The organism is Rhodococcus koreensis (assembly GCF_900105905.1).
GTDB lineage: Bacteria > Actinomycetota > Actinomycetes > Mycobacteriales > Mycobacteriaceae > Rhodococcus_F > Rhodococcus_F koreensis.
On sequence record NZ_FNSV01000005.1, the window covers coordinates 7,056,328 to 7,077,007 of the forward strand.

A 20,680-nucleotide genomic window follows, 5' to 3' on the forward strand; every position below is an offset into this window, starting at 1 on the left:
CTTCAGCAACCAGCAACACCGGCCCAACGGGCAGTAAGTGAGGAATATCAGTGAAAGTCGGTATCGCCGCGGGATATTGGGGCTCCGGTCCGCCGCGCAACGTCGACCGCATGCTCGCCGAAGCCGAGGCGCTCGGCGTGGACAGCTTCTGGACGGCGGAGACCTACGGATCGGACGCGCTGACCCCCCTCGCCTGGTGGGGATCACGCACGTCCACCATCACACTCGGGACCGCGGTCTGCCAGATGTCGGCCCGGACGCCGACGGCCCTGGCGATGGCGGCGCAGACGGTCGACCACCTCAGCGGGGGCCGGGTGATCGTCGGCATCGGCGCGTCGGGACCGCAGGTGGTCGAGGGCTGGTATGGGCAACCGTATCCCCGGCCGCTCGAGCGAACCCGCGAGTATGTCGAGATCATGCGTGCTGTGTGGGCCCGGGAGAAGCCGGTGACCTACGAAGGCAGGCACTATCAGCTACCGCTGGACGGTGGCAGCGGTCTCGGAAAGCCGTTGAAGTCGATCGTTCACCCACTGCGCGAGGACATTCCGGTCTATCTCGGGGCGGAGGGCCCGAAGAATGTCGCGCTCGCCGCGGAGATCGCGGACGGCTGGACCCCGCTGTGGTTCTCGCCCAAGAGCGACGAGTTCTACCGCGCTGCGCTGGCCGAGGGGTTCGGCCGGGACGGGGCCCGCCGGTCGCCGTCGGATTTCGAGATCGCCAACGTGTGCTGGCTGGGCGAAAACGACGATGTGGAAAAGGCGGCGGCCAAGATCAAACCCGTCGTCGCGTTGTACGCCGGTGGCATGGGCGCCAAGGGCGCCAATTTCCACAACGACGTCTTCGCCCGCATGGGCTGGGCCGACGCCTGCGCCGAGATCCAGGAGTTGTACCTGCGTGGGCGGCCCGATCTCGCCGCGCAGGCCGTTCCGACGGAGATGGTCGAGGACGTCGCGCTGATCGGGCCTGCCGACAAGATCTGTGAGGACATCGTGAACCGCTGGAAACCCACCTGCTTGACGACGCTGATCCTCGGCGGCTGGCCGAGGCCGGAGAACCGGGAACGCATCCTCGAGGCGGTGATGTCGTGACGCTCGATCCGCGCACCCCGATCCTCGTCGGCGGCGGACAGGTCAACGAGCGGACCGGGGGAGTGGAACCCGTCGATCTGATCGTCGCGGCGGCCCGCGCCGCCGCCGTCGAGGCGGGATCGCCGCGTCTGCTCGAACTCGTCGACTCGGTGCGGTTGATCGGGATGCTGTCGTGGCGGTACCGCGACCCCGGGGCGCTGGTCGGCGAACGCATCGGCGCCGCCGTCCGGCACACCGGGTACACCGGCAGCGGGGGCAGCGGCCCGCAGGTCCTCGTCAACCAGGCGGCCGAGGACATCGCGGCGGGCCGGGCCGACGTGGTCCTGGTGGGCGGCGCCGAGTCCTGGCGGACCCGGATGAAGTTGCGGTCTCGGGGTGTTCGCCCGGAGTGGACCGTGCAGGACGACTCGGTTCCACCCGCGGAGGTCCTCGTCCCCGAGGTGCCGATGGTCTTCGACGGTCAGTCCAGGATCGGGCTCGACCGGCCCGCCTACGTGTACCCCCTGTTCGAGCAGGCGCTGCGGATCTCGTCGGGGCGGTCGGAGGACGAGCATCGTGCCGCGATCGGCGCACTCTGGTCGGGATTCAGCAAGGTGGCGGCGACGAACCCGCACGCGTGGACCGGCCGTGAGTACACGGCCGACGAGATCATCACGCCGTCCGAGGACAATCGGTGGATCAGCCGGCCGTACACCAAGCTGATGAACTCGAACAACATGGTGGAGCAGGGCGCGGCGCTGCTGCTCTGCTCCGTCGGCGTCGCCACCCGTCTCGGGATTCCCCGCGACAACTGGGTCTTTCCGCACGCAGGCACCGAGGCGCACGACACGTACGACATCGCCGAACGGGAGGCGCTCGATCGGTCACCCGCCATCCGGCTGGCGGGGGACCGTGCCCTGGAACTGTCGGGAATCGGGCGGGACGACCTGGCGCACGTGGACGTGTATTCGTGCTTCCCGTCGGCCGTCCAGGTCGCCGCGGCCGAGTTGGGGCTGCCCCTCGACGATCCCGGTCGACCGCTGACGCTCACCGGCGGCCTCACGTTCGCGGGCGGTCCGTGGAACAACTACAGCACCCACGCGATCGCCACCCTGGCGACCCGGCTGCGCGAGGCGCCGGGAACGTACGGGCTGATCACGGCGAACGGCGGCTACCTCACCAAGCACGCGTTCGGCGTCTACCGGACGGAGCCGCCGCGCAGCGGCTTCCGGCGCCAGGACGTTCAGGCCGACGTCGATGCGCTGCCGACCACGCGAGCGCTCACCGGTTATGAGGGGTCCGGCTCGATCGAGTCCTGGACCGTCGTGCACGGTCGCGACGGCGCCCCGGAGCGCGGCTTCGTGGCGGTGCGGACCGGCAGCGGCGAACGCACGCTGGCCACCACGACGGAAGCGGGCGCGCTGGCCCGTCTGGTCGGCGTCGACGTCGCGCGGGACACAGCGGTCGTCGCAGCCGACGGCACGTTCCGGTTCGCGGACGATTGACTCCGGTTTACCTAACGACATAAGGTATAGGAATCGAGGGCATCCGCCGTGAGGTGTGAGGTTCTCACGGAGAAAAGGAGTTTCGAATGTCTGTCGAAGACTTCCGCGAACTGTACGAGCGGCACGTCGGATACGTGGTGTCCGGAGACGTGAAGTCCACACTCGCCGACATGGTTCAGGAGAACCTGCCCGCCGTGTTCGACGGTGTCACCGTTCCCCGCGGCGACGTCGACGGGTTCGAGATCAAGGACGTCCGGGCCGACGGCGACCGCCGCATCGGCGAGACGGTGTACACGACCCCCGGCGGCACGATCGGCCTGCGATCGATCTGGGAGCGTCACGACGGCCGCTGGCTGGCCGCGGCGCTCGAGAACTTCCCCGCCGAAGGAGGGCGTCCGGCATGACGGGAGAACCGTGGGGACCGTCCGCCGACGGCCTCGACCAACCGTACTGGGACGGGCTCACCCGAGGTGAGCTGCGACTCCAGCGTTGCGGCAATTGCGAGACCTGGATCTGGGGACCGCAATGGGTCTGCGGATCCTGCCACACCCTCGACCCGAACTGGGAGTCCGTGACGCCCACCGGGACCGTGTACAGCTGGTCGCGCAGCTGGTACCCGTTCATCACCGAACTGGCCGACCGGGTCCCGTACGTGACGGTCCTGGTGGAACTTCCCGAGGCCGGGCACCGCCGGGTACTCGGAATCCTGACCGGCGACGACACCGAGGCCATCCGCATCGGCGACCCGGTCGTCGGGCACATCGAGCACGACGAAGGCGCGACCTGGCCGCTGCTGCGCTGGCGTCGACCCACAGAAGGAGCGCAGGCATGAGTGCACTCACCATGCGCGGGGCGGCCGCCGTCGTCGGCGTGTCCGAATTGCACTACCGCCGCGGCGAGGCCCCGGCGGGTGAACTGAGGATGACGCTCGAGGCGATCCTCGCGGCATGCTCGGACGCCGGCATCTCGCCGCGCGAACTCGACGGATTCGTGTCGTATGCGGGCGGCGGGCACGACGGTGCGGTCATCGGCGGCGCACTGGGCGTCGACGACGTCCGGTGGTCGAACATGATGTGGGGCGGTGGCGGCGGGACGGTCGCTGCCGCGATCAACAATGCCGCCGTCGCGATCGCTGCCGGGCAGGCCGAGTGCGTCGTCGTCTATCGCTCGATGGCACAGGCGGATACCGGGCGGCTCGGCTACGCGAAGTACCACTACGGCCCGCACTTCCTCGCGCACGGCGTCGGATCGCCCGCCCAGGTGTGCGCGCTGCGGACACAGCGACTGCTCGAGCACGACGGGGTCCCGCGCGAGACCATGCGTGCGCTGGTGCTCGCCGCGTACCGGCACGCCCAGAACAATCCGACCGCGCAGGGTTACGGCAAGCCGCTCGACGAGGCGACGTACGATTCGTCCCGCCTGATCACCGAACCGTTTCACCTGTACGACTGCTCGCGGGAGAGCGACGGCGCCGTCGCGCTGGTGCTGGTCTCCGCCGACCGCGCGAAGTCGCTGCGACCCGATCCCGCGTACGTTCTCGCGGGAGCGCACGGCGCACCGGGCGGCTACTCCTCGATCATCGACAACGACGACCAGTACGCCACAGCGGGTTTCGCGGGCGCCACCGGACGGCCCGGGGTCGCGGACCGCCTCTGGGCCGCAGCAGGTCTGGGCCCCGACGACGTGGACGTCGTCCAGGTGTACGAGAACTTCAGCGGGCCCGCCGTCGCCGCGCTCATCGACCACGGCCTGGCGCCGTCCGGCCCCGCCGCAGGCGAGGTCCTCACCGTCGACAACCTCACCGCGGGCGTCGGCAAGCTCCCCGTGAACACGAGTGGCGGCAACATCGCCGACTCGTTCGTCAACGGAATGGGGCTCGCGGTCGAAGCGGTGCGGCAGATCCGCGGCACGTCGACCAATCCGGTGGCGCACGCCAAGACGTCGCTGTTCATCGGCGGCCCGATGGCACCGCTCGTCAGTTCGACGCTCTTCGCCCACGAAGACGTGCTGTAGCACCCCGACTCTGTGAGAAGGATCGACATGGACAACATGACCGTGGACCGCGACGCTCTGTTCATCGGTGGCCGGTGGGTCGCCCCGCAGGAGGGTGCCGCGGCCGACGTCGTCGAGGCTGCCACGGAGAAGGTGCTCGGGCGTTCGGCTCTCGCTTCCGCCGCCGACATCGACGCCGCCGTCTCCGCCGCACGCGACGCACTCCGCGGACCGTGGGGTCAGCTCGACAACCGCGCTCGCGCAGACCTTCTCGACGTGTTCGCGTCCGCGCTGAAGAAGCGTGGTCGCGACACCGCGACGTTGGTGAGCCGCGAGAACGGGATGCCGATCTCACTCTCCGCCGGGGTCAACGGTTTCGGACCCGCCGCCATGATCCGCTACTACGCCGCGCTCGTCCGCGAGGCGGCGTCCGAGGACATCCGTCCCAGCGCGTTCGGCGGTCGCACGGTGGTCCGGCGTGAGCCGGTGGGCGTCGTCGCCGCGATCACCCCGTGGAACTACCCGCAACCCCTCGCCGCGATGAAGATCGCGCCCGCGCTCGCGGCCGGGTGCACCGTGGTGCTCAAGGCCGCCCCCGAAACCGCGCTCGACGCGTTCGCGTACGCGGATGCCGCCGAGGAGGCCGGTCTGCCTCCCGGCGTCCTGAACATCGTGCCCGCGGGCCGCGAGGCGAGCGCCTACCTGGTGCAGCACCCGGGGGTCGACAAGGTCGCGTTCACCGGTTCGACGGCGGCGGGACGAGCGATCGGCGAGGTGTGTGGCAGGCTGCTGCGCCCCGTCACGCTCGAACTCGGCGGCAAATCGGCTGCAATCGTTGCAGCCGACGCCGACCTGTCCGTGTTCGCCGCGAACCTCGCGGAGGTGTCGCTGGTGAACAACGGCCAGACATGCCATGCGAGTACCCGGATCCTCGCCCCCCGTGCCCGGTACGAGGAGGTCGTCGAGGCGGTCACCGAGACGGTCCGGGGTCTCGTCGTCGGGGATCCCCTCGACAAGGCCACCGCGATCGGGCCGCTGGTCAGCGCCGCCCAGCGCGAGCGCGTGCTCGGCTACATCGAGGACGGGCGCAGCGCGGGCTACCGCACGACGACCGGCGGGGGCGTACCGGATTCGCAGCCGCTCGGCTGGTTCGTCGAGCCGACGGTATTCGTGGACGTGGACAACTCCGCGCGCATCGCCCAGGAGGAGATCTTCGGGCCCGTTCTGACGATCACCCCCTACACGGACGAGGACGAGGCCGTGGCGATCGCCAACGACTCCGAATACGGCCTGGGCGGCACGGTCTGGACCGCCGACGAGGAGCACGGCCTCGCCCTGGCCTCCCGGATCCACAGCGGGACCGTCGGCGTCAACCATTACGCCCTCGACCTCGACGCGCCGTTCGGCGGCGTCAAGTCGTCCGGTCTCGGACGTGAACTCGGTCCGGAAGGCCTGACCCCGTATTTCGCGACGAAGTCCGTGTACTTCGGAACACGCTGAGTCGAACAGCTTTTCATTCACCATCAGATCTGATCGAACGGAGCAGGCGATGACGCTACCGCTGACCGGTGTCCGCGTACTGGACCTCACCGACGGCCTCGGTGAGTCGTGTGGCCGGTACCTCGCCGACCTCGGCGCGCAGGTGACGAAGGTGGAAGGTCCGGGAGGCGCCCGCTCACGCCGCGCCGAGCCGGTGGTGGACGGGGTCAGCATCCCGTTCGCGCTGCGCAACGCGAACAAGCGGGGGATCGTCGTGGACCTCGACGATCCCGCAGGCCGGGACCGGCTGCGGGAACTCGCCGCGGAATCCGACATCCTGATCGAATCGCACGCGCCGGGCCTGCTGAGCGAACGCGGAGTGGGCGCGGCCGAACTCTCCGCTCTCGCACCGTCACTGGTGTGCGTGTCGGTCACGCCGTTCGGGCAGACCGGGCCCTACCGGGACTGGGCGGCCACGGAACAGGTGCTGTACGCACTGAGCGGTGTGCTGTCCCGCTCCGGCGCTCCCGGAGCCGAACCCCTGCTTCCTCCCGCCGGCCTGGTGGAGGAGACGGTGGGGATGCACGCCGCCTGGTCGGCGCTGCTCGCCTACTACGACCGCATCCACACCGGTCGCGGCCAGGTCGTGGATCTGTCTGCCTTCGAAGCGCTCGTCCACGGCTTCGATCCCGGTTTCGGGACGCAGGGTTCCGCGGCCGCGGGGCGCTCCGACGACTTCCCCCGGAATCGACCGGACGCGTCGAACTTCTATCCGGTGTTCCCCTGTGCCGACGGCTACGTGCGGATCTGCCTGCTGGCAAAACGGCAGTGGCGGGGAATGTTCGAATGGCTCGGCGAGCCGGAGGAATTCGCCGACCCGAAGTACGACACGATTCCGGCCCGATTCGCCGCCGCCGACGCCCTGCACCCCCTGATCGAGGCGCTGTTCGCGACCCGCACCCGCGACCAACTCGTCGCGGAGGGCGCGACCAGGGGAGTGCCCGTCGGTGGCGTCCTCTCGCTCGGGGAAGTGCTGACGACCGAGCACTTCGACGTGGCCGGTGCCCTCGCGGACCTGGAGATCGCCACCGGGGTGCGCGCCCGGGTTCCGACGGGCTACGTGTCGATCGACGGCGCACGCGTCGGAATCAGGACCCCGGCGCCCGAGGTCGGGGAGCACGACGCCCAGCCCCAGGCGACGCGGGAGACACCGGCGGGCGAGGCGTCCGGGATGCGGCAACGGGGCACCCGCCCACTCGACGGCCTACGCGTCCTCGACCTGGGCGTGATCGTCTTCGGCGCCGAACTCAGCCGTCAGTTCGCCGACTACGGCGCCGACGTCGTCAAGGTCGAGAATGCCAAGTTCCCCGACGGTCTCCGCCAGTCGAAGCGCGGCGCCGCGCTGGCCGCGTCCGTCGCCTGGGGGCACCGCAACAAGCGCAGCCTCGGTCTGGACCTGCGCAGCCCGGAGGGCGGGGAGTTGTTCCGCCGACTCGTCGCCGAGGCCGACGTGGTCCTGGCCAATTTCAAGCCCGGAACACTCGCGTCGATGGGCCTGTCGTACGACGAACTCGCCGCACTCAACCCCCGCATCATCGTCTCCGAGAGCAGCGCGTTCGGCAGTGTCGGACCGTGGAACAACCGACTCGGATACGGCCCGCTGGTGCGTGCCGCGTGCGGTGTGTCCGCCCTGTGGCGGTACCCCGGGAACGAGGACCTGCTCTGTGACGGCTCGACCGTCTATCCCGATCACATCGCCGCGCACGTCACGGCGATCGCGGTGCTCGCGGCTTTGATCCAGCGGACCCGCACGGGTAGGGGCGCAGCGCTCGAGGTGGCGCAGGCGGACACCGCGCTCGTCCAACTCGGTGCTCAACTCGTCACCGAATCGCTGCGACCGGGTACCGTCTCCGCGCCCGGCAACTCGGACCCGTTCGCCGCGCCGGCCGGGGTGTTCGCCTGTGCGGGTGACGACGAGTGGTGCGTCGTGTCGGTCAGGGACGACGACGACTGGGTGCGACTGTGCGCCGCGATCGGCACGCCCGAACTGGCAGACGTTCCAGCGTTCCGCACCCGGGCCGAGCGGATCCGCAACCGCGTGGACGTCGACGCCGTGCTGGGTGAGTGGCTGCAGACGCGTTCTCCCGCAGCGGCGGTCGCGCAGTTGCAGGCGGCGGGAGTGCCCGCCGGGATGATGCTGCGACTTCCCGAACTGCTCACCGATCCGCACCTGGCGGCCCGCGACGCCTACACGGTCACGCATCACGCGTTGCTTCCGAAGGCGTTGCCCACGGCGGCCCGCGTCGCGCGCTTCTCGGCCATTTCGGATCCGCCGCTGCGCCAGGCCCCGGCCGCCGGGCAGCACAGCCGGGAGATCTGTGAGGAGCTGCTGAACATGACGACCGCCGAGGTGGATCGTCTCGTGGACGACGGAATCCTGCAACCGCCCGTCACGGATCCCCCGCTCGGGGTGGCCGCCTCCACCTCGAGGTGACACACGAGTGGATTCGACAGCGGCCCGGGTCACCCTGGGCCGCTGTCGAATCACGCCCATGTCACCGGTGTTCCGGTGAGGTCGAAATACCGAAGGTAAAGCCTAGACAAACCTAATGGCTGTTGGTTAACGTGGCACCCGTCACAATCATTCTCGAACTCTTCGAGACCGCACGACACGGAGTGTGTGCATGACAACCAGCCCATCAACCGCCGCAGACGGCGGTACGACGGTCTCCGATTCCGGGTCCGCCGGCGACTCGAAACGAGCCAGCCGCGCCGCGTTCGTCGGAACTCTGCTCGAGTACTACGATTTCAGCCTCTACGCCTCGGCCGCGTCGGTGGTGTTCGGGAGCGTCTTCTTCTCCGGTGCGAGCCCCTTCCTGGCCACGCTGCAAGCGGTCGGGACGTTCGCAGTCGGCTTCCTCGTCCGGCCGATCGGCGGCGTCGTCCTCGGCAGCCTCGGCGACCGGATCGGTCGGAAGAAGATCCTCGTCTTCACCCTCGTGATGATGGGGGCCGCGACGATGCTCGTGGGTCTTCTGCCCGGCTACTCGCAGATCGGCTGGCTGGCTCCGGCCCTCCTCGTCCTCCTCCGGATCCTCCAGGGAATCGGGGCCAGCGCCGAATACGGCGGCGCCACCCTGGTCGCGGTGGAGTTCGCGCCGCAGCGCCGACGGGGGCTTCTCGGATCGCTGCCGGGAGCGGGGGCGTCCATCGGCGGCGTCCTCGGCACCAGCGCCCTGCTGGGCGTGTCGGCCGCTCTTCCCGAGGAGGCCTTCATGTCCTGGGGATGGCGCCTGCCGTTCCTGCTCAGCGGACTGATTCTGCTGTACGGCCTGTCGCTGCGCGCCCGGCTGCCCGAGACCCCGGCGTTCCGCCACATCGAGGAATCGAACGACAAGACCACGTCCCCGGTTCTCGACGTCATCCGCCGGCAACCCCGCGCCATCCTGTCCGTACTCGTGATGGTGTTCGGGCAGGCCGGTCTCGGCTATTTCTATCTCGTCTTCATGCTGACGTTCGGCCGCAACCAACTGGGCATGGGGCAGACCGACATCCTGATCGGCCTGGTGCTCGCGCAATTGAGTTGTGCGGCATTCATTCCCCTGTTCGGGATGCTGTCGGACCGGGTGGGTCGACGACCGGTCATCATCGCCGGGTTCGTGTTCTCCGCGCTGCTCGCCTTCCCGGCGTTCTGGCTCGTCGGGCACGACGGCGGTACCGCCGCGTTCTGGCTGGTGCTGGTCCTGGGGAACGGGGTCGGTGTCGCTGCGATCTTCGGCCCGATGGGGGCGTACGTCACCGAACTGTTTGAGACCCGTCACGCCTTCAGCGGTCTGGGGTTGGGCCGTGAACTCGGGAACGCACTCGGCGCCGCGCTCGTGCCGGTCCTCGCGGTGCAACTCGCGTTCAACGACGGCGGCAGCACCGCGGCGCTGAGCATCCTGCTGGTGGCGATTTCGGTGGCGGGCGTCGCCGCCGCATGGGTCTCGGTGTCGAGGACAACGCGCGCGCGGGACGGTGCGGAGCGGGCCGAGTCGTCGTCAGAGGTCGCCGCATAACGGCCGACGCTCACGCGGCGGGATGGGCCGAGGGAAACCTCGGCCCGTCCCGCCGTTGCACGTCGAGGTTCAGGGTAGCGGCGCCACGGGATGGCAGGCGGGAGCAACGGCCGTCGCCGGGTCGAGGAGGTTGCGCACGATCCGGAGTGTGATGTCGTCGTGGACCATGGTTCCGTGATTGGTCAGATCCTCGGGGCAGAATTCCTGAACCACGACGTTGGACACGTTCGGCCCGGGCGGCAGTTGCGACTCGCTCAGTTGCACGACGAGGTCGTGCCGCGAACTGACGGTCGCATACTCGACTCCCGGGCGGGTCATGCCACCCTCACCGGTCCCCGTGACGAACGCCGAACCCGCCGTCCCGTCGTCGACCGCCGGAATCACTTTCCCGACCGCATCTTTCGCCTGGGAATGCGCGGCGAGAAAATTCAGCATTCCGTAGGCGCTGATGCCGTGGGTGGCGGGAGCGACCCCGATCATCGTGCCGATCTTCGACTCTCCACCGAGGTGGTTGATGTAAAACAGCGGCACGAGTCCGCCCTGGGAGTGCCCGACGAGGTCGACCCGGTCGGCGCCGGGTGCTCGATGGAATAGGCCCACGCGGCAGGCGACCCCGTTTGCGGGGGGCCCGACGGGAGCCTTGTCCGGGGCGGCGTCGGCCACCGCCGGAGTGCCCAGGACTGCCAGGACTCCGAGAACTGCCACCGTGCGTGCGCGTGCAGCCATCGCGTCCGACTCCTCTACCCCAGGGCGACCGTTTTACCTAACAAATGTAGTTTCTGCGCGGGTGGGCGTGGGTGGGAACGGCGCAAAAAAGGGGTGCGGCGAAGATTGCTTCGCCGCACCCCTTCTACTCGGAATCATTCAGGCCTTCATCAGGTCTCGATGGATGATTTCCTTCATGATCTCGTTGGTGCCGCCGTAGATCCGCTGGATCCGCGCGTCGATGTACGCCTTGGCGACGGGATACTCCATCATGTAGCCGTATCCACCGTGGAACTGCACCCCGGCATCGATGACACGGCCCTGCAGTTCCGTTGCCCAGAGCTTGGCCTTCGCCGCATCCACGGCGGTGAGGGTGCCGGCGTTGTGCTCACGCACACACCGGTCGATGTATGCGCGGGACACCTCGACGGCCGTCTGCAGTTCGGCGAGGGTGAAGCCGAGGCCCTGAAACTCCCCGACCCGCTTGCCGAAGGCCGTCCGCTCCTTGACGTAGTCGAGGGTCCAGCCGAGGACCGCCTCGGCGGACACCTGCGCGGCGATACCGATGCCGAGTCGTTCGAGGGGGAGGCTCTGCATCAGATACGCGAATCCCGAACCGATCTCACCGAGCAGATTCTCCTTGGGGACGCGGACGTCCTCGAAGAACAATTCGGCGGTGTCCTGGGCGTGCAGACCGAGCTTGTCCAGCTTGCGGCCCCGGGCGAATCCCGGCGTCCCGTCTTCGACGACGAAGAGGCTGAAGCCGCGGGAGCCGGCGGAAGGATCGGTCTTCGCGAACACGATCACCAGGTCGGCGAGGATTCCGCTGGTGATGAACGTCTTGGACCCGTTGATCACCCAGCTGTCGCCGTCGGCGACCGCCGTGGTCTGGATGGCACGCAGGTCGCTGCCCGCGGCAGGCTCGCTCATCGCGATCGCGCCGATGGTCTCGCCGGTGACGAACCCGGGCAGCCAGCGCCGACGCTGCTCTTCGTCGGCGTGACGGAGCAGGTAGTTCAGGACGATGTCGTCGTTCGTGGAGAAGCCGGACTGCAGGGCCGACGCGCCGACCCGGGCAATCTCTTGCTGGATCACGAAGCGGAAGCGGTAGTCCAGTTCGCCGGGCCCGCCGTACTCTTCGGGGACGGACAGTCCGAGCAGACCCTGGCGACCGGCTGTCAGCCAGGTCTCGCGATCGATCAGGCGATCCGCATCCCATTTCTCGAGTTGGGGCACCACGTGCTTGTCGACGAATCCCCGCACGGATTCGCGGAACAACTCGTGGTCCCGGTCGAACAGATCGCTCTGCATGTCTTCCTCCTGATGCGGGACGCCCGTGGGGCGCCCCGCACATCATGTGTTGTCAGTTCGTTGCGAGTAGTTTCTGCGTCTCACGCCGGAACACCTGGTTGGCGACCTCGTTCTGGCCCAATACCATCCGGCCGGCATTGGCGCTGGTCATGCCGTGCTGCGAGTCCCGCAGGAGGGGGAAATCCTCCGCGTGGAGAACGGCGAGGAGGATCTCCCAGTTCTTGGTCCACAGGCGGTTCCACCTCTCCTCGGTCATCTCGGTCTCCGCGACCGGCGGCACGATCAGGCGCATCTCCATGCGGCAGCGCTGCGGATCGGTGGGGTGCGGCCGGAAGGTGAGGAGCTGGAAGTGATCCGGCTGCCGCAACAGGGTGCTGTTGGGGAGCAGGAAATGGGTTTCCGTGATGTCCTTGGCCAGGCTCCGGTCGCCGGGATCCTCTTCGATCCACCGGTCGATCGACTTGCGCGGCGCGATGAATCGGCAGTGCCTGCCGAAGTCCTCGAACGCCAGCACGTTGGTGTGGATGTGCTTGGCCGCGGTATTCGGGTGGGCGTACTGGATGTGATACCCGTCGAGGAAGGCGTCCTGCATGATCTTCCAGTTCACCGGCTCGTCGAATCCCTCGGACTGGAAGGCGATCTTGGAACCGAGGTCGTAGCCGGCGACGATCGTATCCATCTCTTCGCCGAGCCAGCCCGCCACGTCGATCTCGGCGTCCGCGTCGTCGACGACCCAGATGAAACCGTGACGTTCCTCGGTCGGCAATTCCACGAGCCCCATGTTGGTGGTGTCGGTCTCGCCGAACGTGTTGTCGCGGGTGATTGTCCGGAGGCTGCCGTCCGTGTCGTACGACCACCGGTGGTAGGGGCAGGAGAAGAGTCGGCAACGGCCCTTCTCCTCCTTTTCGAGGAGGGCGCCACGGTGCCGGCAGAGGTTGACGAACGTCTTGACGCCGCCGTCGCGCTGTCGGACCACGATGATGTTGTTCCGCGGCATCTGCAGGGTGAAGAAGTCGCCGGCGCGGGGGATCTCGGAACCGTGAGCGACGATCGAGGGGACACGTCCGAAGATGAGGTCACGTTCCCGCTTGGCCACGGCGGGATCGGTGAATTCCTCCGGCTGGAACCAGGTGATGTGGTCGAATTCGTCCGTCGTGTCGTTGCGCAGGTGATCCAGGGCGCGGCGAATGCGTTCCTCGCGGGGGGCTCCGACCTCGGTCATTGCGTTTCCTCCAGTGTCGTGCGGAGTCGAGGGGCCGGCGTTGTCGCCGCTGCCCGTCACCGGCTCCGAATGCGGTGTGGATCGACCCGTTAAATCTAACTCACATAGATTTATGTGTAAACCCTCGCAGGTCCGGCCGTTGCGGGTGTTATCAATGAGCATTAGGTTTAGGTGACACCGTCCGATGAGGAGTGATACGGATGATTTCCTGTCAATGGTGCGAGGAACTCGCAGACGACGACCGCGACGAGGTTCTCGCCCTGGTGGGCGCGGCCGCGGAATACGACGACGAAGCGGGGTTCTCGCGCATCGAACCGCGTGACGTCACGGCACGTTCGCGGCCGGGGGTGTGGGTATCGCATCTTGCCGTCAAGGCGCGCCGGGGCCTGAGCGCTCTCGACGACGTTCCGCTCGTCGTGGTCGCGTACCTCACTATCGCCGTGGACGACGACGGTCTCGGGTCCGTCCAGTTCGTCGTGCACCCCGACTATCGATCGCGGGGGATTGCGACCCTGCTCGTCGAGGAACTGGGCCTCGACGTGGACCGGCCGGACGGCTGGATGGGTACCGGTGCGCGCACGCTGCGCGTCTGGGCCTTCGGCACGCATCCCGCGGCCGAACGCCTGACTCGACGGTTCGGGATCTCGTCGGTGAGCCGGCTGTGGACCCTGTTCCGCAGCCTGACCGGGCCGTTCGCGGTTCCGCTCGATCCGGTGCACCTCCCGGCCGGGTCCGTGTTGGAGGCACCGCGCGGGCTGGAGGCCCCCGAGTCGGTGAAGGCTCTCGACGACGTGCTGGGCCGTTCGGGAATTCCGGCCGCTCAGCTCGAGAAACTGTCGGAGAGCCGTGCCCACGGAACCGGGTCCGTCGTACTCGCGTCCGGCGACGCCGGCCGCCCCCAGGGGTTCGTCTGGCTGGACCCGTCGCTGCACACGCACCTCGAACTGCGGGCGGCGTGGATCCGTGCGCTGGTGCTCGAGAAGGAGGCGCGGGGCGGCGGCCTGGGTGCGGCGCTGCTCGTGCGCGCGCTCGAGGTGCTGCGCGACGCGGGGGCCCAGATCGCCTTGATGAGAATCGATCCCGACGACGACGGTGCGGTCCGGCTCTGCCGGTTGCTGTCGTTCGAGCAGGAGGATGCGCACACGTGCTACCAGGTCGGTGAGTGGCACGAGGCCCCCGGCTACCTCTGAGGCATGAGACGGAGAACGATATTTGTGTCACTGTTGACGAGCGGCGAATCCCGCGATACTGTCCTGTGACACGGCTCACAAGCGGTGTCCGTTTCGAGGGCGTCCGGCCGACGGCCCTCGAACCCAAGACCCACATCCAGTGCTCACATCGCGCGCACGCCGCGCGACATTTCGGGGCACATCACCGACATCTCAGACTCGGTTGAACGAGAGGACACGTCATGGCACGACTCGAGGGGAAGGTCGCGTTCGTCACCGGTGCGGCACGCGGACAGGGACGTTCGCACGCGGTGCGACTGGCGGAGGAGGGCGCCTCCGTCATCGCGATGGACATCTGCGAGCAGATCGACACCGTCTTCTATCCGATGGCGACCACGGATGACCTCGCCGAGACCGAACGCCTGGTCAAGGAGGCCGGCGGTTCCATCGTCACGTCGGTGGGCGACGTCCGGAACCGCGCCGACGTCCAGCGCGCGTACGACGCCGGGATCGAACAGTTCGGTCACGTCGACATCGTCCTGCCCAACGCCGGCATCATGCCCGTCATCGGACCCGGAAATCAGCCGCAGGCGTGGCACGACGCCATCGACGTGATGCTCACCGGCGTGTGGCACGTACTCGAGGTGACGGTGCCCGGGCTGATCGAGCGGGGCGAGGGCGGGTCGATCGTCATCACCAGTTCCGCCGCGGGCCTCACCAGCATCGGGCTCAACACGTTCCCCGGCCAGGCCGGTTACTCCGCGGCCAAACACGGCGTCGTCGGTCTCATGCGCCTGTACTCGAAGCAGCTTGCGAAGCACAGCATTCGGGTCAACACCGTGCATCCCACCGGGGTGAACACCCCGATGGTGGCCAACGCCGAATACGGCGAGTTCGTCAACTCGCACCCCGAGGTCGCGAACGACGAATCGTACAAGAATCCGATGCCGGTCGAGCTGATCGAGGCCGTCGACATCAGCAACGCCATCGTGTTCCTCGCCTCCGACGAGGCGCGGTACGTCACGGGCGTGACCCTGCCGGTCGATGCCGGCTACAACAACCGCTGAGCGAAGGGAATTTTCGACCATGACGACAACAGAGTCGGCGGCCGCAGCGCCTCCGAAGATCGCCGATCGCGAGCAGGTGTTCGTGGGCGGCCGGTGGGTGGAGTCGACGGGAGACGAGTGGATCGACCTCGTCGACCCGTTCACCGAGAATAAGGCGGCGCGAATCCGCAGCGCCACAACCGAAGACGTCGAACGCGCCGTGCAGGCCGCTCGCACGTCATTCGATTCCGGTGGGTGGGCGTCGCGCACGATGGCCGAACGCGCCGACGTCCTCGACGAGATCGCTTCGCGACTCGAGAGCCGCGTGGAGGAGTTGACCCCGCTCGGCGTGATCGAGGTCGGCATCCCCGTCGCGGTCAGCGGCCCGACCCAGCAGATGACCGCCGGGTTGTTCCGCGCCGTGGCGGCCGTGGCCCGCGACTACTCCACCCGCGACGACCGGACCCGCGCCGACGGCGGGGTCTCGCGAATCCTGAAGGAACCGACCGGGGTCGTGGCAGCCATCATCCCCTGGAACGGGCCCATCGGGACGATCGCCTTCAAGGTGGCCCCCGCCCTCGCCGCAGGGTGCTCGGTGATCCTCAAGACGGCGCCGGAAGCCCCACTGTCGCCGTCCGTGTTCGCCGACGTCATCGGGGAACTGACGGCCGAAGGGAAGATTCCGGATGGCGTCGTCAGCGTTCTCTGCGCCGACCGGGAGGTGTCCGAAACTCTCGTCACCAATCCCGACGTCGATCACATCACGTTCACCGGAAGCACTCTCGCCGGGCGGCGCATCATGTCGCTCGCCGGTGAGCGCATCGCCCGGGTGTCGCTCGAACTCGGTGGCAAGTCGGCGGCGATCATCCTCGACGACGCCGATCTGGGGCACGTCATGCAGTCGCTCCCGATGGGTGGCTGCATGCAGAGCGGTCAGGCGTGTATCGCGCTGACGCGGGTGCTCGTGTCACGCAAGCGCCACGACGAGGTGGTCGAGGCGCTCAAGGGCGCACTGGGCTTCCTCACCATGGGAAACCCGTGGGAGCAGACGACATTCCTCGGCCCGCTCGCCATGGAACGGCAGCGTGACCGGGTCGAGAGCTACATTGCCTCGGCGAAGGAGGAGGGCGCGACCGTCGTGCTCGGAGGCGGCCGCCCCGCAGGCGTCGACCACGGCTTCTTCGTCGAACCGACCCTGATCGACGGCGTGCGCAACGACATGCGGGTCGCGCAGGAGGAGATCTTCGGTCCCGTGGTCTCCGTGATCACCTACGAGGACGAGGACGAGGCGATCGCCATCGCCAACGACTCGATCTACGGACTGTCCGGCGCGGTGTACACGGCCGACCTCGAGCACGGTTTCGAGGTGGCCCAGCGTATCCGGACCGGAACGGTCAGCGTGAACGCCACCATCATCGACTTCACCGTGCCCTTCGGCGGCTACAAGCAGTCCGGCGTCGGACGTGAAGGCGGCGTCGAGGGTCTCGAGGAGTTCTTCGAGACCAAGACGGTGCATCTGCCCGCCATCGGGTAGCGGATCGCCGGCACCGAGATGACGAAGGGCCCCTGGAACATCGTGTCCCAGGGGCCCTTCGCCTCGTCGGGTGCCGGCGTGTCAGGCGGAGCGTTCCTGCGGGGCGTTCGCGGCGGCCGCATCGTTTCGCATCACGCCGTACAGGAAGCTGCGGATCATCTCCTCGAACAATCGCTTCGACGAGAGTTCGTTGGCGGCAAGCGCTTCGGCGAGGAGTGGCTGAGACTCCGGATCGACGTTCGGGAAGATCGTTGCCCGGGTGCTCGGCTTGCGCATCGCCTCCGTGAGGACCGCGCCGATCGACAACGTCTCCATCCCGTCCAGAATCTGGACGTGGAGATGCGTCGGCACACCGGAGTCCAGCAGGAACCGGGCCGTGTCCTCGTACGTGCCGATCAGGAGGTCCCGCGGCAGATACTGCAGGAGGATCGGCGCGGCGTTCCGGTGGCGCAGGATGGCCTGGCGGAAATTCATGCTCAACGCCACGAAGAACTCGGGCCAGTCGGGACCGGGTTTGCGGCGGGGACGGACTACGGACGCGCCGGCGATGTGCCGAGCCACCGCGGAGAGGATCTCGCTCTTGTCCGCGAAGTGGTGGTACAACGACGGCGCCTGCACTCCGAGGTGCTTGGCCAGTCGCGGCAGACTGAATGCCTCGAGTCCTTGGGAATCGATGATCTCGATGGACGCCTGCACCGCAGCCGCGCGGCTGATCAGGGGCTTCGATGGTCGGGGCATGTCAGGCTTTCCGGTCAGGGTGTTCGCTCGGATGGTTGTCAGTCATGATGAGGTGAATCGTAGTCGGTCGTGGTCACCTCATGGGTGTAGGCGACGTCGCCGTCGAGGAAATCGAGCAGGCCGCCGCTGAGCAGGTCGTTGTCGTCGCCGCTGACCATGTGCCCGGCCCCTCCGACATCGATGTGACGGGCCGTCGGGATCAGTTCCAGCAGGTCACGGGCACCGTCCGCGCTGACGACGTCGGACTGCGCGCCCCGGATGAGGAGGGTCGGGACGCGCACCGCGCGCGCCGCGGCACGGGCCCGCGCCTCCCGGACCTCGGCGTGGTCGTCGGTGTTCTCCCGATACGTGATCATCCGTGGATCCCAGTGCCAGTACCAGCGCCCGTCGCGGAGGCGAAGGTTCTTGCGAAGTCCCTCGACGCGCGGCGGACGACGACGGTGCGGGTTGTAGGCGACGACGGCGTCGAGCGCGTCGTCGAGGGTGTCGAAACCGGCGAGGCCGCTCTCCATGAACGACGTGATCTTGGCGAGGCCGCCGGGTTCGGCGCGGGGGGTGATGTCCACCAGGACCAGCGCGCGGCCGATGCCGTGGTCGCCCTGCGCGAGCAACGACGCCATTCCGCCCATGGACGCGCCGACCAGCACCGGTGGCTCGTCGAGACCGGCGGCGACGGCCGCGAGGTCGCGCGCGTGGGCGTTGCTGCCGTAGTCGCCGTCCTCGGCCCACTCGCTCTCACCGTGACCGCGAGCGTCGATGGCCAGGGCGCACCAGCCGTTGTCGGCGAGTCGAATTCCGGTGCGCTGCCACGAATGACGGGTCTGCCCACCACCGTGCAGCAGCAGGACGATTCCCTTCTTCGCGGACGCAGGCTCCCACCGGTCCGCGACGAGAGTGAGTCCGTCGCCTCGCAGTTCGGTGCGAATCGTGGTGATCGGCATGGTCGTTGTCGCCTTTCGTCGGTCAGTGACCGGAGGTTCCGCCGTCGACGGCGAGCGTCGAACCGGTGATGTAGCCCGAGGCCCGGCTGGCGAGGAAGACCACCGCCGCGTCGAGTTCGCGCTGGGTGGCGGTTCGTCCGAGTGAACAGTCGTGGAGGAATGCCGCGAGTGTCTCCGCCGACATCTCGCCGATCATGTCGGTGTCGACGAATCCCGGTGCGATCGCATTGACCCGGATGCCCTTGCGCCCCGACCACTGGTTCGACAGATCCCTGGTCAAGCCGATAAGCCCCGCCTTGCTCGACGAGTACGCGGCCTGCGGGAGTACCGACTTCACCAGGCCGAGCATGCTGGTGATGTTGACGATGCTGGAACCGGGGCCCATCACGCGGGCGCAGGCCTGCGCGGCCCAGTAGGCGCCGAAGAGGTTCACGTCGAGCACCGCCCGATAGTCCTCGGGCCGCTCGCGGGTGGCGGGTGCAGCGTGGGTGACCCCGGCATTGTTCACCAGGATGTCGAGTCTGCCGAACCGGTCGATCGCCGCCCGGGCGAGCGCGTCGCACTGCTGTGGATCGGTCACGTCGGTGGGGACGACCAGGCAGTCGCGACCGCGTTCGGTTACCGATCGGGCGACCGCGTCGAGTCGGTCGCGCCGTCGTGCGGCGATCACGACATCCGCGCCCGCCTCGGCGAGCGCGCACGCGAAACCTGCGCCGAGGCCGCTGCCCGCGCCGGTGACGACGGCCACGGAGTCGGTCAGGCGGAACAGGTCGAGCACCGATTCGGTTGCCTGCGGGTTCATGAGCGAGGTCTCCCATCCAAAATTCTAATGCACATAGGTTTATCGCAGGTGCTGCCGCGGGGCAACATCTCCGACGTGCGTCTTGCGTGACATTAATCTAATGACATAAGATTTACGACCAAGTGGAGTCGAGTGGAACGAGACAGGTACATGACCAGCAATGCGAACCAGGAGCGGCTGCAGATGCAGGTCGCCGGTAAGGAAACGCTTGCCGACGGCGTCGTGCGACTCACGCTGGTCGACGAGTCCGGTGCCGCGGCCCCGGCCTGGACACCGGGTTCACACATCGATCTGGTCCTCGACGACACGATCACCCGCCAGTACTCGCTGTGCGGGGATCCCGGCGACACGACGTCGCTGACCGTGGCCGTGCTCCGTGAGGCCGACGGTCGAGGCGGCTCGATCCGCGTCCACGACAAGCTCGAATCCGGCGACCTCGTCACCGTGGCAGGTCCCCGGAACCACTTCGCCCTCGTCGACGCCGACTCGTACCTGTTCGTGGCCGGCGGGATCGGCATCACGCCCCTGCTCCCCATGGCGCGGGAAGTGGATTCGAAGGGAACGCCCTGGCGCCTGCTCTACGGCGGGCGGACCCGCGCGAGCATGGCATTCGCCGACGAACTCGCGGACGCACACCCGGATCGGGTGCTCCTCCGCCCGCAGGACGAGCACGGACACCTAGATCTCGCCACGGCCCTCGACGAGGCCGAGCCCGGAACCGTCGTCTACTGCTGCGGGCCGGAACCGTTGCTGCAGGCCATCGAATCGGCGTGCCGGGAACGTCCGCACGTCACCCTGCACGTCGAGCGCTTCGCGCCGAAGGCGCTTCCGGAAGGCGACGACGGCGCGTTCGAGGTCGAACTCGGCCGATCCGGGCGCACGGTGCAGGTTGCCGCGGACGAGACGGTTCTCGACGCCGTCCTCCGGGAAGGCCTCGACGTCGACTTCTCCTGCCGGGAGGGCACCTGCGGAACGTGCGAGGTCGCGGTGCTCGGCGGCACCCCTGATCACCGGGACTCCGTTCTCAGCGAGGACGAGCAGGCGGAGAACGACGCGATGATGATCTGCGTGTCCCGGAGTTGCACACCCAAGCTGATCCTGGATCTCTGAC

The 20,680-nt window shown here is 68.1% G+C and carries 18 protein-coding genes; 12 read left to right on the forward strand and 6 right to left on the reverse strand.

All coding sequences use genetic code 11. The annotated features are described in order from the left end of the window. The first annotated feature begins 50 nt into the window (after positions 1-50). The 8 genes from BLV94_RS36615 (at position 51) to BLV94_RS36650 (ending at position 10,101) form a co-directional block, all read left to right on the forward strand. Entirely contained in the window at positions 51-1,088 is a 1,038-nt protein-coding gene (locus BLV94_RS36615) for an LLM class F420-dependent oxidoreductase (protein ID WP_072939725.1), read from the forward strand. After that, entirely contained in the window at positions 1,085-2,572 is a 1,488-nt protein-coding gene (locus BLV94_RS36620) for an acetyl-CoA acetyltransferase (RefSeq protein ID WP_072939728.1), read from the forward strand. The genes BLV94_RS36615 and BLV94_RS36620 overlap by 4 nt, the downstream gene beginning before the upstream one ends. An 86-nt stretch (positions 2,573-2,658) precedes the next feature. Continuing rightward, positions 2,659-2,976 (forward strand): hypothetical protein, encoded by a 318-nt coding sequence (locus tag BLV94_RS36625; protein ID WP_072939730.1) that lies wholly within the window; start codon positions 2,659-2,661, stop codon positions 2,974-2,976. Further along, positions 2,973-3,404, forward strand: a complete 432-nt coding sequence (locus tag BLV94_RS36630) for a Zn-ribbon domain-containing OB-fold protein (protein WP_072939732.1) — start codon at positions 2,973-2,975, stop codon at positions 3,402-3,404. Before BLV94_RS36625 ends, BLV94_RS36630 begins: the two co-directional genes overlap by 4 nt. Beyond that, positions 3,401-4,585, forward strand: coding sequence for a thiolase C-terminal domain-containing protein (locus BLV94_RS36635; RefSeq protein WP_072939734.1), 1,185 nt, complete (start codon positions 3,401-3,403; stop codon positions 4,583-4,585). The genes BLV94_RS36630 and BLV94_RS36635 overlap by 4 nt, the downstream gene beginning before the upstream one ends. Before the next feature lie 27 nt (positions 4,586-4,612). After that, positions 4,613-6,064: an aldehyde dehydrogenase gene (locus BLV94_RS36640; protein WP_072939735.1), complete on the forward strand. Its 1,452-nt coding sequence runs from the start codon at positions 4,613-4,615 to the stop codon at positions 6,062-6,064. 49 nt (positions 6,065-6,113) lie between these two features. Beyond that, the gene (locus tag BLV94_RS36645) at positions 6,114-8,537 is read left to right on the forward strand and encodes a CaiB/BaiF CoA transferase family protein (RefSeq protein WP_072939737.1); all 2,424 of its coding nucleotides are present in this window, start codon (positions 6,114-6,116) and stop codon (positions 8,535-8,537) included. Between the two features lie 190 nt (positions 8,538-8,727). After that, positions 8,728-10,101 (forward strand): MFS transporter, encoded by a 1,374-nt coding sequence (locus BLV94_RS36650; protein ID WP_072939739.1) that lies wholly within the window; start codon positions 8,728-8,730, stop codon positions 10,099-10,101. Between the two features lie 69 nt (positions 10,102-10,170). On the opposite strand, the gene BLV94_RS36655 is transcribed toward BLV94_RS36650, so the two are convergent. From BLV94_RS36655 to BLV94_RS36665, 3 genes are all read right to left on the reverse strand, one after another. Then, the gene (locus BLV94_RS36655; RefSeq protein WP_244163743.1) at positions 10,171-10,827 is read right to left on the reverse strand and encodes a lipase family alpha/beta hydrolase; all 657 of its coding nucleotides are present in this window, start codon (positions 10,825-10,827) and stop codon (positions 10,171-10,173) included. Positions 10,828-10,965: 138 nt separating this feature from the next. Continuing rightward, complete coding sequence (locus tag BLV94_RS36660) at positions 10,966-12,117, reverse strand: acyl-CoA dehydrogenase family protein (RefSeq protein ID WP_072939740.1); 1,152 nt, start codon at positions 12,115-12,117, stop codon at positions 10,966-10,968. Positions 12,118-12,169: 52 nt separating this feature from the next. Beyond that, positions 12,170-13,339, reverse strand: coding sequence for an aromatic ring-hydroxylating oxygenase subunit alpha (locus BLV94_RS36665; protein WP_072939742.1), 1,170 nt, complete (start codon positions 13,337-13,339; stop codon positions 12,170-12,172). 200 nt (positions 13,340-13,539) lie between these two features. Between BLV94_RS36665 and BLV94_RS36670 the strand changes: the two genes are divergently transcribed. From BLV94_RS36670 to BLV94_RS36680, 3 genes are all read left to right on the forward strand, one after another. Further along, the gene (locus BLV94_RS36670) at positions 13,540-14,529 is read left to right on the forward strand and encodes a GNAT family N-acetyltransferase (protein WP_072939744.1); all 990 of its coding nucleotides are present in this window, start codon (positions 13,540-13,542) and stop codon (positions 14,527-14,529) included. 221 nt (positions 14,530-14,750) lie between these two features. Continuing rightward, a complete protein-coding gene (locus BLV94_RS36675; protein WP_072939746.1) occupies positions 14,751-15,575 on the forward strand; it encodes a mycofactocin-coupled SDR family oxidoreductase in 825 nt (274 codons plus the stop codon). A 19-nt stretch (positions 15,576-15,594) separates the two neighbouring features. Beyond that, the gene (locus tag BLV94_RS36680) at positions 15,595-17,088 is read left to right on the forward strand and encodes an aldehyde dehydrogenase (RefSeq protein WP_072939747.1); all 1,494 of its coding nucleotides are present in this window, start codon (positions 15,595-15,597) and stop codon (positions 17,086-17,088) included. Positions 17,089-17,169: 81 nt separating this feature from the next. On the opposite strand, the gene BLV94_RS36685 is transcribed toward BLV94_RS36680, so the two are convergent. From BLV94_RS36685 to BLV94_RS36695, 3 genes are read right to left on the reverse strand one after another with little or no spacing between them, the layout of a single operon-like run. Beyond that, positions 17,170-17,826 carry a TetR family transcriptional regulator gene (locus BLV94_RS36685; RefSeq protein ID WP_072939750.1) on the reverse strand — a complete coding sequence of 219 codons (657 nt, stop codon included), beginning with the start codon at positions 17,824-17,826 and terminating at the stop codon, positions 17,170-17,172. A gap of 38 nt (positions 17,827-17,864) precedes the next feature. Beyond that, the gene (locus tag BLV94_RS36690) at positions 17,865-18,767 is read right to left on the reverse strand and encodes an alpha/beta fold hydrolase (RefSeq protein ID WP_072939753.1); all 903 of its coding nucleotides are present in this window, start codon (positions 18,765-18,767) and stop codon (positions 17,865-17,867) included. A 22-nt stretch (positions 18,768-18,789) separates the two neighbouring features. Then, positions 18,790-19,569, reverse strand: a complete 780-nt coding sequence (locus tag BLV94_RS36695; protein ID WP_072939756.1) for an SDR family NAD(P)-dependent oxidoreductase — start codon at positions 19,567-19,569, stop codon at positions 18,790-18,792. Positions 19,570-19,719: 150 nt separating this feature from the next. Between BLV94_RS36695 and BLV94_RS36700 the strand changes: the two genes are divergently transcribed. Next, a complete protein-coding gene (locus BLV94_RS36700; RefSeq protein WP_072939758.1) occupies positions 19,720-20,679 on the forward strand; it encodes a PDR/VanB family oxidoreductase in 960 nt (319 codons plus the stop codon). Position 20,680: the final 1 nt, after the last annotated feature.

Coding starts and splice junctions, on each gene's coding strand:
- BLV94_RS36695 (WP_072939756.1), bottom strand. CDS start 19,569: ATGAACCCGCAGGCAACCGAATCGGTGCTCGACCTGTTCCGCCTGACC.
- BLV94_RS36690 (WP_072939753.1), bottom strand. CDS start 18,767: ATGCCGATCACCACGATTCGCACCGAACTGCGAGGCGACGGACTCACT.
- BLV94_RS36700 (WP_072939758.1), top strand. CDS start 19,720: ATGACCAGCAATGCGAACCAGGAGCGGCTGCAGATGCAGGTCGCCGGT.
- BLV94_RS36645 (WP_072939737.1), top strand. CDS start 6,114: ATGACGCTACCGCTGACCGGTGTCCGCGTACTGGACCTCACCGACGGC.
- BLV94_RS36680 (WP_072939747.1), top strand. CDS start 15,595: ATGACGACAACAGAGTCGGCGGCCGCAGCGCCTCCGAAGATCGCCGAT.
- BLV94_RS36655 (WP_244163743.1), bottom strand. CDS start 10,827: ATGGCTGCACGCGCACGCACGGTGGCAGTTCTCGGAGTCCTGGCAGTC.
- BLV94_RS36665 (WP_072939742.1), bottom strand. CDS start 13,339: ATGACCGAGGTCGGAGCCCCCCGCGAGGAACGCATTCGCCGCGCCCTG.
- BLV94_RS36650 (WP_072939739.1), top strand. CDS start 8,728: ATGACAACCAGCCCATCAACCGCCGCAGACGGCGGTACGACGGTCTCC.
- BLV94_RS36625 (WP_072939730.1), top strand. CDS start 2,659: ATGTCTGTCGAAGACTTCCGCGAACTGTACGAGCGGCACGTCGGATAC.
- BLV94_RS36635 (WP_072939734.1), top strand. CDS start 3,401: ATGAGTGCACTCACCATGCGCGGGGCGGCCGCCGTCGTCGGCGTGTCC.
- BLV94_RS36660 (WP_072939740.1), bottom strand. CDS start 12,117: ATGCAGAGCGATCTGTTCGACCGGGACCACGAGTTGTTCCGCGAATCC.
- BLV94_RS36685 (WP_072939750.1), bottom strand. CDS start 17,826: ATGCCCCGACCATCGAAGCCCCTGATCAGCCGCGCGGCTGCGGTGCAG.
- BLV94_RS36675 (WP_072939746.1), top strand. CDS start 14,751: ATGGCACGACTCGAGGGGAAGGTCGCGTTCGTCACCGGTGCGGCACGC.
- BLV94_RS36630 (WP_072939732.1), top strand. CDS start 2,973: ATGACGGGAGAACCGTGGGGACCGTCCGCCGACGGCCTCGACCAACCG.
- BLV94_RS36640 (WP_072939735.1), top strand. CDS start 4,613: ATGGACAACATGACCGTGGACCGCGACGCTCTGTTCATCGGTGGCCGG.
- BLV94_RS36670 (WP_072939744.1), top strand. CDS start 13,540: ATGATTTCCTGTCAATGGTGCGAGGAACTCGCAGACGACGACCGCGAC.